The sequence below is a fragment of the Bradyrhizobium sp. Rc2d genome, assembly GCF_900099855.1.
In the GTDB taxonomy this organism is placed as follows: Bacteria; Pseudomonadota; Alphaproteobacteria; order Rhizobiales; family Xanthobacteraceae; genus Bradyrhizobium.
In genome coordinates this window covers 1-14,788 of sequence record NZ_FNCU01000052.1, presented here as the reverse complement: position 1 = coordinate 14,788, position 14,788 = coordinate 1, and the positions used below count along the sequence as shown (strand labels likewise).

At 61.5% G+C, this 14,788-nt stretch carries 14 protein-coding genes and 1 pseudogene; 4 read left to right on the top strand and 11 right to left on the bottom strand.

The features are described 5' to 3' along the window. The first annotated feature begins 57 nt into the window (after nucleotides 1–57). Together BLV07_RS38205 and BLV07_RS38200 are read left to right on the top strand one after the other, a co-directional pair. On the top strand, nucleotides 58–1,170 hold the full coding sequence (locus BLV07_RS38205; protein WP_176946038.1) for a CaiB/BaiF CoA transferase family protein: 1,113 nt from the start codon (nucleotides 58–60) through the stop codon (nucleotides 1,168–1,170). A gap of 105 nt (nucleotides 1,171–1,275) precedes the next feature. Beyond that, nucleotides 1,276–1,587, top strand: a complete 312-nt coding sequence (locus tag BLV07_RS38200) for a DUF1272 domain-containing protein (protein WP_091896601.1) — start codon at nucleotides 1,276–1,278, stop codon at nucleotides 1,585–1,587. Nucleotides 1,588–1,854: 267 nt separating this feature from the next. On the opposite strand, the gene fahA is transcribed toward BLV07_RS38200, so the two are convergent. The 5 genes from fahA to BLV07_RS38165 form a co-directional block, all read right to left on the bottom strand. After that, entirely contained in the window at nucleotides 1,855–3,126 is a 1,272-nt protein-coding gene (fahA, locus tag BLV07_RS38190; protein ID WP_091896500.1) for a fumarylacetoacetase, read from the bottom strand. A gap of 198 nt (nucleotides 3,127–3,324) precedes the next feature. After that, complete coding sequence (gene hmgA / locus BLV07_RS38180; RefSeq protein ID WP_176946037.1) at nucleotides 3,325–4,671, bottom strand: homogentisate 1,2-dioxygenase; 1,347 nt, start codon at nucleotides 4,669–4,671, stop codon at nucleotides 3,325–3,327. Between the two features lie 2 nt (nucleotides 4,672–4,673). Further along, the gene (locus BLV07_RS38175) at nucleotides 4,674–5,630 is read right to left on the bottom strand and encodes an MBL fold metallo-hydrolase (protein ID WP_091896598.1); all 957 of its coding nucleotides are present in this window, start codon (nucleotides 5,628–5,630) and stop codon (nucleotides 4,674–4,676) included. A gap of 24 nt (nucleotides 5,631–5,654) precedes the next feature. Beyond that, nucleotides 5,655–5,882, bottom strand: a complete 228-nt coding sequence (locus BLV07_RS38170; protein ID WP_091896491.1) for a DUF2783 domain-containing protein — start codon at nucleotides 5,880–5,882, stop codon at nucleotides 5,655–5,657. Nucleotides 5,883–5,890: 8 nt separating this feature from the next. Further along, entirely contained in the window at nucleotides 5,891–7,504 is a 1,614-nt protein-coding gene (locus tag BLV07_RS38165; protein ID WP_091896488.1) for an FAD-dependent oxidoreductase, read from the bottom strand. A gap of 111 nt (nucleotides 7,505–7,615) precedes the next feature. Here BLV07_RS38165 and BLV07_RS38160 point away from each other — a divergent pair, with 111 nt between their 5' ends. Further along, the gene (locus BLV07_RS38160; protein WP_091896485.1) at nucleotides 7,616–8,158 is read left to right on the top strand and encodes a MarR family winged helix-turn-helix transcriptional regulator; all 543 of its coding nucleotides are present in this window, start codon (nucleotides 7,616–7,618) and stop codon (nucleotides 8,156–8,158) included. A gap of 112 nt (nucleotides 8,159–8,270) precedes the next feature. On the opposite strand, the gene BLV07_RS38155 is transcribed toward BLV07_RS38160, so the two are convergent. The 5 genes and pseudogenes from BLV07_RS38155 to BLV07_RS38135 form a co-directional block, all read right to left on the bottom strand. Continuing rightward, on the bottom strand, nucleotides 8,271–8,711 hold the full coding sequence (locus BLV07_RS38155; RefSeq protein ID WP_091896481.1) for a hypothetical protein: 441 nt from the start codon (nucleotides 8,709–8,711) through the stop codon (nucleotides 8,271–8,273). Nucleotides 8,712–8,894: 183 nt separating this feature from the next. Then, nucleotides 8,895–9,557 (bottom strand): phytochelatin synthase family protein, encoded by a 663-nt coding sequence (locus BLV07_RS38150; RefSeq protein WP_091896478.1) that lies wholly within the window; start codon nucleotides 9,555–9,557, stop codon nucleotides 8,895–8,897. A gap of 323 nt (nucleotides 9,558–9,880) precedes the next feature. Continuing rightward, complete coding sequence (locus BLV07_RS38145; protein WP_176946036.1) at nucleotides 9,881–11,056, bottom strand: amino acid ABC transporter substrate-binding protein; 1,176 nt, start codon at nucleotides 11,054–11,056, stop codon at nucleotides 9,881–9,883. A gap of 170 nt (nucleotides 11,057–11,226) precedes the next feature. Next, nucleotides 11,227–11,427: pseudogene (locus BLV07_RS38140) on the bottom strand (transposase); the annotation flags it as partial. Nucleotides 11,428–11,495: 68 nt separating this feature from the next. Next, on the bottom strand, nucleotides 11,496–11,984 hold the full coding sequence (locus BLV07_RS38135; protein WP_091896472.1) for an SgcJ/EcaC family oxidoreductase: 489 nt from the start codon (nucleotides 11,982–11,984) through the stop codon (nucleotides 11,496–11,498). Between the two features lie 585 nt (nucleotides 11,985–12,569). Between BLV07_RS38135 and BLV07_RS38130 the strand changes: the two genes are divergently transcribed. Continuing rightward, on the top strand, nucleotides 12,570–14,111 hold the full coding sequence (locus BLV07_RS38130; protein WP_091896469.1) for a PAS domain-containing sensor histidine kinase: 1,542 nt from the start codon (nucleotides 12,570–12,572) through the stop codon (nucleotides 14,109–14,111). A 482-nt stretch (nucleotides 14,112–14,593) separates the two neighbouring features. Here the strand turns inward: BLV07_RS38130 and BLV07_RS38125 are convergent. Further along, nucleotides 14,594–14,788, bottom strand: a 195-nt coding sequence (locus BLV07_RS38125) for a transposase (RefSeq protein WP_143035584.1), incomplete at its 5' end; no start/stop codon positions are given.

Sequence of the window (14,788 nt, the reverse complement as noted above, 5' to 3'; positions counted from 1 at the left end):
ACGTCCAGGCGAATGCGCTCATCGCGCACGCGCGCTGTAATACGAGGAAACAACAACGTGCTCGACAAATCAGCCCCCACCTCGTCCGTCCGCACCTCCGGCCCGCTCTCGGGCTTCCGCATCGTTGAATTCGCCGGCATCGGACCCGGCCCGTTCGCCTCCATGATGCTGGCCGATATGGGCGCCGACGTCGTCACGCTCGATCGCATCGGCGCCAGGAAGAGCATGAAGTCGGTGGCGGGCCGCGGCCGCAAGGTGATCGAGCTCGACCTCAAGGACAAGGCGGCGATCGCGCAAGTTCTCGACCTTCTCGCCAGCGCCGATGCGCTGGTCGAAGGTTTTCGTCCCGGCGTGATGGAGCGGCTCGGGCTCGGGCCTGACGTGGTGCTCGCGCGCAACCCGAAGCTGGTCTACGGCCGCATGACCGGCTGGGGCCAGGAGGGCCCGCTTGCGAACGCCGCCGGCCACGACATCAATTACATCTCGATCACCGGAGCGCTCGCCGCGATCGGACCTAAGGAGGCTCCAGTGCCGCCGCTCAATCTGGTCGGCGATTTCGGCGGCGGCGCGCTCTACCTCGTCGTCGGCGTGCTCGCGGCGCTTCTCGAAGCGCAAAAATCCGGCAAGGGCCAGGTGGTCGATGCCGCCATGTGCGACGGCGCGGCGTCGCTGATGTCGTTCTTCTTCGACATGACCACGATGGGACGCTGGACCGAGGGGCGCAACCAGAACTTCCTCGACGGCGGCGCGCATTTCTACGGCGTCTACGAATGCGCCTGCGGCCATTTCGTCTCGATTGGGTCGATCGAGCCGCAATTCTATGCGCTGCTGCGCGAGCACGCGGGCCTGACCGACGCCGATTTCGACGCGCAGATGGACCGCAACGCCTGGCCGGCGCTGAAGGAGAAGCTGAAGGCGGTGTTCAAGAGCAAGACGCGCGAGGACTGGTGCAAGATCATGGAAGGCACCGACATCTGCTTCGCGCCAGTGCTGACCATGTCGGAAGCCACGCAACACCCGCACATGGTCGCCCGCAATGTCTTCGTCGAGCGTCACGGCGTGAAGCAGCCAGCGCCCGCGCCGAGATTCTCACGCACGCCTTCGGCCGTCCGCGAGCCGGAGGCGGCGGAGATCGGGGCTGTGACGGCTGCGTGGAAGGCCGGGCGCTAGCGGCGCTAGGCAATCGCCTGGAGCCCGGCTGAAATCGAGGGAACTACGTCATTCGCGCCGCGGGCGCGATCTGCGATGATCCGGGTCAATCCGGGAGATTCAATCATGGCGCTCCAGCTTCGACCGAACTGCGAATATTGCGACCGCGACCTGCCGCCTGATGCAACCGACGCGCGGATCTGCTCGTATGAATGCACGTTCTGTGCGGACTGCGTGGAGACGAAACTCTTCAACGTCTGCCCGAACTGCGGCGGCGGTTTTGCCCCGCGCCCGATCAGGCCGGCGCAGGAATGGCGGCCGGGTGTGTGCACCGCGAAGCAGGTGCCGTCCGACAAGCGGGTGCATCTGAAGTACAGCCTGGACGATGTCGCGGCGCATTGCGCGCGGATCAAGGACGTGGCGCCGGAGAGGCGGTGAACTGCTGCCACACCGTCATTGCGAGGAGCCCTTGCGACGAAGCAATCCAGAATCCCTCCGCGGAGAGATTCTGGATTGCTTCGCTGCGCTCGCAATGACAGCGAGGTGCCGCCGGAGGAGCGATAGGTCTCGTAGGGTGGGCAAAGCGAAGCGTGCCCACCATGGTCACTGCGATCGCCGAAGGATGGTGGGCACGGCGCTGATGCGCCTTTGCCCACCCTACGAGACCTGCGCTCGCAATGACAGAGGTCGTGGCGGCGGCGCGCCCTACTCCGCCGCCAAAATCGTCCCCTCGACCTCGCCGAACCCCACGCGATAGCCATTGCCCTGACACCAGCCGCGCATGACGAGGCTGTCGCCGTCTTCCAGGAACGACCGCTTGATGCCGCCGGGGAGTTCGACCGGCTCGGTGCCGTTCCAGCTGATCTCGAGCAGGCTGCCGCGCTGATCCTTCTCCGGACCGGAGATGGTGCCGCTCCCCAGGAGATCGCCGACATTCATGGCGCACCCGCTGGAGGCGTGGTGCATGAGCTGCTGCACCGAGGACCAGTACATGTATTTGAAATTGGTGCGGCTGATGCTGGCGGGGGCGTTGGCGTCGGCGGCGCGCAAGGACACGTCGAGCGCAATATCGTAGTTCTGCGGCTTGCTCTGCTTGAGATAGTCGAGCGGCGCCGGCTCCTGCTCCGGTCCGTTCAGGCGGAACGGCTCCAGCGCCTCGCGCGTCACCACCCACGGGCTGATCGAGGTCGCGAACGCTTTTGCCAGGAACGGCCCGAGCGGCACATATTCCCATTGCTGGATGTCGCGCGCGCTCCAGTCGTTGAGCAGCACGAAGCCGAAGATCATCTCCTCGGCTTGGCTCTCCGTGAGCATGCCGCCCATGGCTGAGGGCTGACCGATCACGGCGCCCATCTCCAGCTCGAAATCGAGCCGCTTGCAGGGCGCAAAGCTCGGGAGCTCGACGTTCGGCGGCTTGAGCTGCCCGCGCGGCCGCTTCACCTTGGTGCCGGACACCACGACGGTGGAGGCGCGGCCGTTATAGGCAATCGGCATATGCAGCCAGTTCGGCTGCAACGCATTGTCCTTGCCGCGGAACATCACGCCGACATTGGTGGCGTGCTCCTTGGAGGAATAGAAATCGGTGTAGCCCGAGACGGAGAAGGGCAGATGCAGTTTTGCATCGCGCATCGGCACCAGCGCACGGCTGCGCAGCTCCCCGTTGTCGCGCAGCTCCGGATGATCGTGACGCAAGAGCTCGCTGATCCGCGTCCGCGTCTTGGTCCAGACCTTCGGTCCCAGCGCCATGAAGGAATTGAGCGAGGCCCCGGAGAACACACCGAGCGGACCAACGTCGAGCCGCGAATCCTGCTCGAGCTCCCAGAGATCGAGCACGTAGTTTCCGATCGCGACACCCACGCGCGGCGTCGGATTGACCGCGGTCGAGAACACGCCATAGGGCAGGTTCTGGATCGGAAAGTCGGAGGCGGCGTCGACGTCGATGAAGGAGCGGAGGCTGGGGTCGTTGGGGTGGGGCATTGGTTTTCCGTGGCGCAGCGGTGGCGGTGTCACCCTCCCCTGGAGGGGGAGGGTCGGCTCGTATTGAGCGCAGCGAAATATGAGACGGGGTGGGGTGATCTCTCAACACGAGCACTGTTGGACGTGGAGAGACCGTCACCCCACCCCGCCCGCGCTACGCGCGATCGACCCTCCCCCTCCAGGGGAGGGTAAGAAGCCTCACGGCCTGTTCGGGTCGAACCGCTTCTCCAGGCCCTTCCAGCACTCCGCGTAATCGTCCTGGAGCGTCGATGACTTCGCGGCATGCGCGGTGACGCGCTGCGGGTAGCGGGTCTCGAACATGAAGGCCATGGTGCCGGTCAGCTTCACGGGCTTCAGCTCGCCGTTGCTGGCATGCTCGAAGGCATCGCGATCCGGGCCGTGCGGCAGCATGCAATTGTGCAGGCTGATGCCGCCGGGGACGAAGCCTTGCGGCTTGGCATCGTAGACGCCGTAGATCAGGCCCATGAACTCGCTCATGATGTTCATGTGATACCAGGGCGGGCGGAAGGTGTTATCGGCGACCATCCAGCGCTCGGGGAAGATCACGAAGTCGATATTCGCGGTTCCCGCGGTCTCCGAGGGCGAGGTCAGCACCGTGAAGATCGAGGGATCGGGATGGTCGAAGCTGATCGCGCCGACCGGCGAGAACGTGCGCAGGTCGTACTTATAGGGCGCATAATTGCCGTGCCAGGCAACCACGTCGATCGGCGAATGCGGCAGTGTGGTCTTGAACAGCGAGCCGCCCCATTTCACGTAGAGCTCCGTCGGCGTGTCCTTGTCCTCATAATACGCGACCGGCGTCAGGAAGTCGCGCGCATTGGCGAGGCAATTGGCGCCGATCGGCCCGCGCTCCGGCAGCGTGAAGGCGCCGCCATAGTTTTCACAGAGATAGCCGCGCGCCGGACCGTTCGGGATCTCGACGCGGAACTTGACGCCGCGCGGGATCACCACGATCTCGCCGGGCTCGGCATCGATGCGGCCGAACTCGGTGACGAGACGCAAGACGCCCTGCTGAAGCACGAACATCAGCTCGCCGTCGGCATTGTAGAAATGCTGGTCGACCATCGACTTGGTGATGAGGTAGACATGCGCCGCCATGCCGGCCTGCGTGTTGACGTCACCGGCGGTCGTCATGGTCTGCACGCCCTGGAGGAACGTCACCTCCTCCTTCGGAATCGGCGTCGGATCCCAGCGCAGCTGCGCGATCGGCAGATCGTATTCATGGCACGGCGCCGAACGCCACAGCCCGGCATCGACCTTCTCGAAGCGGCCGGAATGCTTCACCGACGGGCGGATACGATAGAGCCAGGAGCGCTCATTGGTGCCGCGCGGCGCGGTGAAGGGCGAGCCCGAGAGCTGCTCGGCATAGAGGCCATAGGCGCAGCGCTGCGGCGAGTTGCGCCCGATCGGCAGCGCGCCGGGCAGCGCCTCGGTCTCAAAACTGTTGCCGAAGCCGGACATGTAGCCCGGCGTCACCTGTGCGGAACTGCGAACGATCTGATCGGGCGAGGTGTTGATGTTCATGACTATCCTCCTCCTTGCAAGTTCGCCCACATTTCCTGGTCGCGCTTGTCGGTCCAGATCACGGGGTCGTCGATGCCCGACGCTTCGTCGAAGGCGCGCGACACGTTGAACGGCAGGCAGTGCTCGTAGATGGCAAAGCTCGAAAATTTCGGATCCATCACCTCGCGCGTCGCCGCCATCGTCTCCTTCAAGGTGCGGCCCTTGGCGACGGAGATTTCGGCCGCGCCATAGAGTGTGGAGACGAAATCACGCGTCATCGCGATGGCCTCGCGCCCGGTGGCGAGGCCCTTCAGGGCATCGCCGCGGCCCGGCGCGATGGCCTTGGGATTGAAGTTGCGGATCTCGTTCAGCGTCAGCGGCCATTCGCGCAAATGCGCATCGCCGCAATAACAGGCCGAGTGATATTCGATGAGATCGCCGGAGAACATCACCTCGGCATCCGGCACCCAGGCGACGATGTCGCCGGAGGTGTGGCCGGCCCCTAACTGCATCAGGCGCACCTCGCGCTTTCCCAGATAGATCGACATCTCGCCTTCGAAGGTCAGCGTCGGCCAGGTCAGACCGGGGATGCTTTGCGCGTCCTGGAACAGGCGCGGGAAGCGGCCGTATTCGGAATCCCAATCCTGCTTGCCGCGCTCTTCGATCAGCCGGTAGGTCTCCTGCGAGGCGACGATACCTTGCGCCTTGTAGGCGGATGCGCCCAGCACGCGCACCGCATGATAGTGCGACAGCACGACATATTTGATCGGCTTGTTGGTGACGGTGCGCACGCGCTCGATCACCTTGTTCGCCATCGCCGGCGTTGCCTGTGCATCGAACACGAGGCAGCCGTCGTCGCCGACAATGACGGCCGTGTTCGGGTCGCCCTCGGCGGTGAAGGCATAGAGATCGGTGCCGATCTCGGAGAAGGTGATCTTCTTCTCGGCGAGATCGCCGGTGGATGCGAAGTTCTTCGCCATCAATTCGTCCTTCAAGTCACTGGGTTATTGTTGTTGCTGTTGTTGCTGCTGCTGGCCGTCGATCATGCGCCGCTTGGCAAGCCCGATCGCTTCGCGCAGCACGTCGATGTCGCCGATATGGTTGGCGAGGATCAGCACCAGCGCCGCGTCGAAATCGGCGCTCTGCTCCTCGGTCAGGCCGCGATGCGCCTCGACGATGGCGCGGAAGGCATCGTCTGGTCGCGCGAAATTGGAGTTGGTGGAGAGCGGCATGCGAAACCTCAATACAAACCTTCGGCCCGCGCCAGCGCCGCCGCGATCGTCGCGCGCGTCGGGCGGCGGAAGCGCGCCGCGACATAACCGTCGGGCCTCAGCAGATAGGTGGCACCCGGCTCGGCCCCGTAGCGCTTTGCGACCAGGCCCGAGGGATCGGCAAGTCCGCCCTCATCTCCAATGCAGATGCCCTTGATGCCATCGGGCACATCGATCGGCGCGCCATTGCTGAACGACAACAAGGTGAAGTCCGTTCCACCCTCGCGGAAGGCATCCGTCAGATAGATCTGCTCGCCGGCACGCGTTGCGACGGGCGCGTCGAGCATGGAACAGCCGGGCGACGGTCCACCGCGCCACGTATCCGCATCGAGCGAGGACAGCGGCGAGTCGTAGCTGCACGGCACCGACAGCCGGCCGGCATTGACCATGCGCTTGCCGAACTCGGTCTCCTTGGCGAGCGACAACACCGCCTTGCGCAGCCGCGCTTCCTGGTGGGAGTTCGGTGCCATGAAATCGGTCGAGCGGGTGGATTCGCGAATGTTCTCGTCGGCCGCCCTGCTGCGCTCGACATGGTAGCTCTCGAGCAGGCTCGCGGGCGAAGTCCCGCGCAGCACGCGAACGAGCTTCCAGGAGAGGTTTTCGGCGTCCTCGAGTCCCGAGTTGGCGCCGCGTGCGCCGAAGGGCGAGACCTGGTGCGCGGAATCGCCGGCAAAAATCACGCGGCCATGGATGAAGCGGTCCATCCGCCGGCATTGGAATTTGTACAGCGAGATCCACTCGAACTCGAACTTGTCATGGCCAAGCATGCGCGCGATCCGCGGCCGCACGTTTTCCGGCTTCTTCTCGAGAACCGGATCGGCGTAGCGATTGAGCTGGAGATCGATGCGCCAGACGTCATCGGGCTGCCGGTGCAGCAGCGCCGAACGTCCGGCATGGAACGGCGGATCGAACCAGAACCAGCGTTCGGTCGGGAATTCCGCGGTCATCTTGACGTCGGCGATCAGAAACTGGTCCTCGAACACCTGTCCCGCGAACTCGGCGCCGACCATCTGTCGCAGCGAGGACCGCGCGCCGTCGCAGGCGATGACATATTGCGCGTGCAGCCGATAGGCTCCCTCCGGCGTTTCGATCGTCAGCGCGACCGAATCATTGCGCTGCTCCAGCGCCGTCACCTTGTTGCGCCAGCGCAGGTCGATCGCAGGCAGATCCTGGATGCGATCGACCAGATAGGCTTCGGCGTAATATTGCTGGAGGTTGATGAAGGCGGGCCGCTTGTGGCCGTCCTCGGGCAGCAGGTTGAACTGGTAGAGCTGCGACTCGCCGTGGAAGATCCGGCCGACGCTCCACACCACGCCCTTCTCGACCATGCGGTCGCCGACGCCGAGGCGGTCCCAATATTCCAGCGAACGCTTCGAGAAGCAGATCGCGCGCGAGCCTTCGCCGATACGGTCGGCATCGTCCAGAAGCACGACGCGCTGGCCACGCTGGGCGAGATCGATCGCGAGCGACAACCCCACCGGGCCCGCACCAACAACCACGACCGGATGCGCGGCCGGGTCTTGGCCCGGACGATCTTGATCGGGGTGGCGGCGATAGCCGAACTGGGATTTGGCCTGCGCCATGCGCTAACCTTTCGCTCTGGTCAGGAGAGGACTGATCTGCTAGATAGTCTCACGTGCAACTATTTTGGACCGGAGCCGGCCGGCCGTCAACTGGAATTCGGAGTGCTCTCCTTGGCGAGGACATCCAGCGACATCGCGCTGAAGACACGGCAAGCCGACGAGGCTTCGCCGCGGCCAAAACCTCGGCTCGATCTGTTCAAGTTCGTGCCGTTCCGCCTCAACCGGCTGGCGGCGGAGGTGAGTTCCGCGCTCGCGGTGGAATATCAGGAGCGGCATGGCCTCGACATTCCGGCATGGCGCGTGATCGCCACGCTCGGCTTCCGCAATGATGCCTGCAGCGCGCAATTCATCTCGCAATGCACCCGCACGCACAAATCGACCATCAGCCGAGCGGTGACGACGCTGCTGCAACAGGGATTGATCGAGCGGGTCGAGAACGAAGCCGACCGTCGCGAATTCCGCCTGCAACTGACACAGAAGGGCCGCGCACTCTATGAGGAGCTGTTTCCGCAATTGCTGCGGCGGGAAGACGAGATCCTCGCCTGCCTCTCTGCGCAAGAGCGCAAGCAGCTCTCGGCCCTGCTCGGCAAGATCGAGCAGAGCCTCGACCTGATCCAGACCAGCGAAGAAGCGGACGCCAAGCAGGCGTATTAGGGTGGGGACCTATAAAGCGGAAATCGACGAAACATAGGCCAAGGTCTGCTACGGGCCAAAGGCGACATTCCCTGCTTGGCCTGATATGAAAGAGGCCGCTACGTGGCATCGGTCAAAATTGAAACGGACTGACCGAAACGGAAATCTTGCCGTCTGCGGTTAGTTCCACCTCGAAGTCCACCTCCTTTTGCGCTGTCACATCCTCAACGGTCGCAGACAATAAGGCGGTACAGGTAACTGCTCGCTTGGCTTTGCTTCTTGAATTTGTGCTTATCGCATCATCCAACCTATAAGCGGCACCTTGTCTCGCCTTTTCCCAAATCGCTAGTTTTTCGGCCTCTGTGGTCGCATGACTTATCATCGCCGCAACCGCGCTCGAATTCATAGCGGCGTAGTTGACAAGCGCGTTGTTGCTGTCGTCCGAAACGATCTTAATCACTGTATTACGCGCATCCAAAGAATTACACTCGGGCATCGTTCCGGCACAACCGCCCAGCAAAAGTAAAACAGGGAGGCGCGCTAAAACCGACTGTCCTTCCAGAAAATGCTTCATCGGAATCCGGACCACATCAGACAGCCGACGTCGTGACGGCTGCAGTGCTGTTCGACTCAGGGCCACGAGCAGACCCGTCGCAAGGCAGCTGCTCGCAGCCTTGTTTTATTCGATCGCCTCGTCACCTCCACCGCCTCGCTCGCCTTCCCAGGGCTGTACGTGACAGGCCGCAGGGATATGCAATTACTCGATCAGCAGCAGCCCGCGCTTCTTATCGCCATCGTACGTATTCACAGCTGCGAACAGCCGTTTTCGCTCGACTAGCCATGGCTGGTAATTGGAATTGACATCGAGCACGAAAACTAGATCTTCGGCTTCCAGATAGCCGCCAATGGGCGAATGATGTCCAACACCAGCACCAAAAATTTGCGCGCGATTGAAATTCACGATGTAGCGTCGGCCTGGATCGTTGGAGCGACGCAAATGTTCCAGAAACTGGCCCTCGCTGAGATTGCGCAAGACCGTGACTTTGCGGCTCGTGTTGGTCCGCGCCACCTCGGCCAGTTCGTCAAGCGTGAGACCCAGGATGCATAAGCCCGTCCAGCACCGCCCGGTGCCGGCCAACACCTTACCCTCCGTGCTTGCCGTCTCGCCGAGCGACCTATACGCATTCGCAACAGCTGCAGGTCCGCAACGAGAGCTATTTGATTGCCAGTTCACGTTCCCATGGAATGTGGCGGCCACTGGCAGGTGCCACGCGCGTTCCATAAGCTCCGGCGTACGTGTCACCGAGGATGCAATGGCTTCTGTCGGCACGCGTGACTGGCCGACGACAAGGGCCCCGGCACCCAGCAGGCCCGCAGTGACAACCATGCAGATAATGCTGACTGAGCGCCACCGCTTCATGGGTCTGAACCTGGCAGCAGTCCGACTGGAGGCTGGCCAGATTATATCCTTAAGCTAATTGGCGGGAAGCGACCCCAAGTAAACGTCCGTTGAAGGTCATTCGCGTCGATTTGGCCGCGTCGCCACCACGTCCGGTCTGGCGTCAGCTGCTGACGTCCGGGCGCTATCGCGATCTTCGCCTTCGGGTCAAACTGAGAAAAGCTCAACGAGAGCAATTCGCGGCCGCTAGACCCTGCGAAGCAGAACTCTAGGCTATCCGCAGTTTCGCCGATGGGCCAATAGGCGACGTGCTGGCATTCTCGTGTGCCACACGCAACTAACACCTACCGTTGGCTCCAAGGCGAGGTCGGGAATCTGGCTTTACCGGCTGCCACCTCGTCGGGCCACACCACCACCTGCTTGCCGTCCTGCCACTGGATGGTGATCGCCTTATGACCGATCTGGAAGCCGCGCTCGTCCACGGCAAAGTCGCCGAAAACGGTCTTAGTTTCCAACTTCAGTAATGCCTCCCGGAGTTTGTCGGAGTCCAGGCTGCCTACCCGACGCGCGGCGTCGACGAGGAGCTGGCAGCCGGCGTAGGACGAAGCGGCGATAAAGGCCGGAGCGTGGTTGAATTCTTTCTGATAGGCCGCAACAAACTCCCGGTTGCCGGGGTAAGGAAGGTCCGGATTCCAGTACGAGCCGGCATAGACGAACTCCGCCGTTTTCCCGAGGGCCTTCTGGTAGTCAAGAAAACTCGCTCCAGGTGTCGCGCTGAGCATTTTTACATTTATGTCCAGTTCTTTCATTTGGCGGGTCATCGCGATGACCTCGGCCGGAACATAGTTCACCACGAGGAGATCGGGCTTGGCCGCGTTGACCTTGTTGAGGATGTCGGAGAAATCGGTGGTGCCCGGCGGGTAAGTCTCGTGCAATACCAACTCCAGGCCCTCCTTCTTAGCCAATTCAAGCGCACCTTTGGCCACGGCCTTCGCCGGGAGAGTATCTACGTTGATCACGGCAATCGTCTTGAGCCCGTTGCGGGCTGCAAGATCAATCGTTCCTGCTGTGGCGGCTTCCAGTGGCGAAACCACCATGATGAGGTATTTTCGCCCCTTTTCCCAAATCGAAGTCGTTCCCGCCGCCGGCGCTACCATCAGCTTGCGGTACTTTTCCACGACGTCGGCCACGGCGTCCGTGCTTGCGGAGCCGTAAGGGCCCATCACAGCATCCACCTTGTCCTCTGTGATCAGCTTCTCATAGAGATCAATGGCCGCCTTCGGATCGGATCCATCATCACGGATCAGAAACTCAATCGGTCGTCCGAGGGCTCCGCCCTTCTCGTTTACATGCTTTTGGCAAAGCAGATAACCCTCACGGACGTAGCCGCCCTGCACCATGTCCCTCCCGGTGATTGCAATCGAGGTGCCGATCCGAATTGGCTGCTGGGCGAGGCCTTGCCCAGCCGCAACGACGGAAGCGACAGCCAAGGCAACGAGTGAAAGTGATTTTGACCTCATGGTGCACTCCCTCGTTTGTGATCTCGCTTCACCTACGAGACTGCTTCCGACTGCCCCAGAATACGAAAAAAACGGGGCCATTGTCCCATTGGAAATGTCAGGAACGGGTCTTGGCCGTGTAAAAACGGCTTCAAAGGGCATCGGTCCGGAAGCTAGGAACCGCGCCTGTCTCAGGCCGCGATCGCAGTGATCAGTGGCTTGGCCCCGACGATGTTCATGACCCGTGTAAGATTATAGGCCAAGACCGAGAGTGCCATCTCGGCCGCTACTTTTGGGAGCGTTTTGGTGAGGAAGTGTGTCGCTCCCATGCGGGCCTTCATCGTGCCGAACGGATGCTCGACCGTCTCCCGACGCTGACGCATGGCTTCTGGGTTTGAGCGGGTTTACGAAATCGCTGCGCTACCCGGTTGAGCTAAGGGAGCGCAAAAGTCACTCGCACTTACTGTTGTTGGCGAATGGACGTGTTGTGCCAATGCCTGATCTGCCACGCGTCACCATTTTTGACCAAAATGAACGTCTGGCGATTGCGTTCTTCAGGCGCCAGCGGACCAGTCGGCACTTCCACCCTGGTAGACGAGAGGACGATAATCGTATCAGGGGCCAAATATCGCGCGATCTCCAAGTTTCGAGCCCGGTGAGTACTACCCTTGAAGATAGTGTCAAAAATACTCTGCATCCGTTTTGCCATCTCGGCCCTTGTTCGGAGATGCGTGCCGAAAATGTTGATCACGTCCGCATCTTCACTGAATTCGGCCGCAAACTTGGCGCCATCGGCTTGGTTCCAAGCTGCGTCCAATCGCTTCAGAACATCTGACGCGATGACAGCAGCTTGGCCTTGTGCATCTGCCTGAGGACTCGTCGCTGTTTGCGCCGAGGTCGTGCTCGTCATTGCAAACATCATAAGCTGTAAACACAGGAGCGTTCGCATGAGACCTCCTCGTTCCAGAAGAGAAACTTAGGCGCAATCTGTACACCGGTGGTCCTGCAATTGGCCGAACAGATCAGCCGGCAAAGTCGCTGTGAGGCTCGGGCCTTCCGCCGATGGTGCGCTGGTAAGGTCCGGCTCCAAAACCGCGTGCCGAATTGTCTACGAGCCACATGGTCCGGTAGCGGGGTACTAAGAAAATAGCCTGGCGAGGTCCGGGTTGGGTCAACAAGCGAAGAACTCGCGGTGAGCAAGTTTAGTCCATTTCACCACAATCAGCGGATCGAAACGGGCCGCACCGTTACTTTTCAAATGGGGGTCGGCCACTATCGACGGTCATTGGTCGATGCCCGCGACACAGGAAATAGGGTCCGTCTCACACGCATGCGTTGACGGAACCGGGGCTCCAACTCGCGTTGTTTCGGGTCGGGGTCAGCACAGCCATATGGCTGTAAAGACGCCCTGTATACGGGAGTATAGTCGTCAGAAGGCATATTCCTGATCCATCTTGGGCGACTACGGGGGAGACACGGGCCCGCAATCCGGTACGAGAAATCTATCGATTGATCCATCGCGCGTGAGCAAGAGATGATCATGCAACATCCGATTCAAGCGCCGTCGGTCGCGCTCGATTCGAATGAGCGCAAGCGCCCCGAGGAGGCACTGCGCGAGAGCGAGGAGCGCTTTCGCACGCTGGTGCAATTCTCCTTTGATGTGTACTGGGAAACGGACGCGCAGCATCGCTTCATCCGCCAGGAGTTCGCTGACACACTTCCCGAGTCGCCGGTTTCCGAGATCGGCAGGACACGATGGGAGGTCCCTTATCTGGAGCCTGACGCAGAGGGCTGGCGCAAGCACCGGGAGATACTCGACGCTCACCTCCCGTTTCGCGATTTCGAACTCGCGCGGCCGACGCCCGACGGCGGCAAGCGCTATATTTCCGTCTCTGGGCTGCCCATCTTTGACAAGACCGGGAACTTCGTGGGTTACCGCGGTGTGGGGCGCCACATCACCGAGCGCAAGCGCGCCGAACAGGCGCTGATCGAGAGCGAGGCCCGTTTCCGTACCTTCGTGGACCACGCGACCGATACGTTCATGCTCCACAGTGAAGATGGTCGCGTTCTCGATGTGAATCGGAATGCCTGCGAAAGTCTCGGCTACAGCCGGGCCGAACTGGTTGGGGCAACTGCGGTCTTGTTCGATCTGGAGATGGATGAAGCGACTTGGCGTAGCAACCGCGAGCGCCTCAAGGCCGGCGGCATCGCTACGCTCGAGAGGCGCTATTGCCGAAAGGACGGCATTGTGTTTCCCGTCGAAGTCCGTATGCGGGAATTCTGCGAAGGCGGCCAGTCACGAATCATTTGTCTGAGCCGCGACATCACCGAACGCAAGCGAACCGCCGAGACGTTCCGCGAGATGCAGGCTGAACTAACACACGCCAATCGCGGGGCGGCAATGGGCCAGGTCACGGCTTCGGTGACACACGAATTAAGCCAACCAATCACCGCGATGCTCTGCAACGCAGAGGCCGCACTGAACTGGCTAGGAACACAATCTCCGAATTTCGAAAAGGCACAGCAGGCGCTCGCATCCATTGTCGCAGAAGCCAAGCGAGGCGGCGAGATCATCAGGTGGATTCGTTCCTTGATCAAGAAAGCTCCGGCGCCGAAGGAGAGCGTCGATGTCAATGGTGCAATCCTAGACGTGATCACCATAGCCCGTAGCGAGCTGCTTAAACATGATGTCTTGATCCAGACCGACCTCGCTCCGGGGTTGCCGCTCGTAAAGGGCTATCGCGTTCAGCTGCAACAGGTGGTTCTCAATTTGATCCTCAACGCGATCGAGGCAATGAACTGCCTCGACGTTGGCCGACGAGAGCTGCGGATCAGCACGGCTGCAGATGCCTCAAATCTCGTTGTTGTCGCCGTACGGGATACCGGACCCGGACTTGACGTGGCAATCGTTGACCGCCTGTTCGAGCCCTTCTACACCACCAAGCCCGACGGGACCGGCATGGGCTTGTCGATTTGCCAATCAATCATCGAGGCGCACGGAGGACGACTTTGGACTGGTGCGAATGAACCACGGGGGGCCGTATTTCAGTTTAGTCTGCCTTCGGAACAGGGGTGATCCACGTCGCTTTTCTGGAGCGGGCGCTGCGCGACAGGAGTTCACGGCCTCAAACGCACCCTCGCTACGGATGCGATAGTCCTTCGATCATACAGGTCGCAGCAGCGCAACGGATCGGCGGGTTCGCTCGCTTGTCAGAGCGAGGAGCGTCGCGAAGCGGACGCGTCGTTCGCTTCTCAGAAGGGAGAAGAACTGCCCTAGACGGCTCGCTTGACCAAGATCGGCTCATCGCCTGTAAGCGGACGTGTCACTCTACAAAAAACATCGGTTTCGTTAAAGCGAAGGCCCAACGTCCTCGCTCGTCACATGACCACTGGGTGGCAGTCCGCTACGGGTCTTGGTTGTGTGCAAACGCATAGGCCTGACGCGGCGTGGTCGCCAAGTATTGCGCGCGGCCGGTATTTGCGTATCGAATCGTCCAATGACCGGCCAAAGTAGGTACCGCGACCGGGGGATTGTAGTTTTGGACGCACTTCCGGCCGTCAGGCGGCGCGGATGGCTGCAATCAGGCTTGGTTTGCCGAGGATGTTCATCACCCGTGTGAGGTTATAGGCGAGAACATGCAGCGCCATCTCAGCAGCGACATTCCGCAGGCGCTTCATCAGGAAGTGGGTCGCACCCATACGGGCCTTGATCGTGCCGAAGGGATGCTCGATCGTCTCGCGCCGCGTCCGCAT

What these genes read in the sequence shown, in the direction of transcription:
- BLV07_RS38155 (WP_091896481.1), bottom strand. Translation starts at nt 8,711, where the DNA reads ATGAAGCATTTTCTGGAAGGACAGTCGGTTTTAGCGCGCCTCCCTGTT.
- BLV07_RS38150 (WP_091896478.1), bottom strand. Translation starts at nt 9,557, where the DNA reads ATGAAGCGGTGGCGCTCAGTCAGCATTATCTGCATGGTTGTCACTGCG.
- BLV07_RS38145 (WP_176946036.1), bottom strand. Translation starts at nt 11,056, where the DNA reads ATGAGGTCAAAATCACTTTCACTCGTTGCCTTGGCTGTCGCTTCCGTC.
- BLV07_RS38170 (WP_091896491.1), bottom strand. Translation starts at nt 5,882, where the DNA reads ATGCCGCTCTCCACCAACTCCAATTTCGCGCGACCAGACGATGCCTTC.
- BLV07_RS38200 (WP_091896601.1), top strand. Translation starts at nt 1,276, where the DNA reads ATGGCGCTCCAGCTTCGACCGAACTGCGAATATTGCGACCGCGACCTG.
- hmgA (WP_176946037.1), bottom strand. Translation starts at nt 4,671, where the DNA reads ATGAACATCAACACCTCGCCCGATCAGATCGTTCGCAGTTCCGCACAG.
- BLV07_RS38165 (WP_091896488.1), bottom strand. Translation starts at nt 7,504, where the DNA reads ATGGCGCAGGCCAAATCCCAGTTCGGCTATCGCCGCCACCCCGATCAA.
- BLV07_RS38175 (WP_091896598.1), bottom strand. Translation starts at nt 5,630, where the DNA reads ATGGCGAAGAACTTCGCATCCACCGGCGATCTCGCCGAGAAGAAGATC.
- BLV07_RS38135 (WP_091896472.1), bottom strand. Translation starts at nt 11,984, where the DNA reads ATGCGAACGCTCCTGTGTTTACAGCTTATGATGTTTGCAATGACGAGC.
- fahA (WP_091896500.1), bottom strand. Translation starts at nt 3,126, where the DNA reads ATGCCCCACCCCAACGACCCCAGCCTCCGCTCCTTCATCGACGTCGAC.
- BLV07_RS38130 (WP_091896469.1), top strand. Translation starts at nt 12,570, where the DNA reads ATGATCATGCAACATCCGATTCAAGCGCCGTCGGTCGCGCTCGATTCG.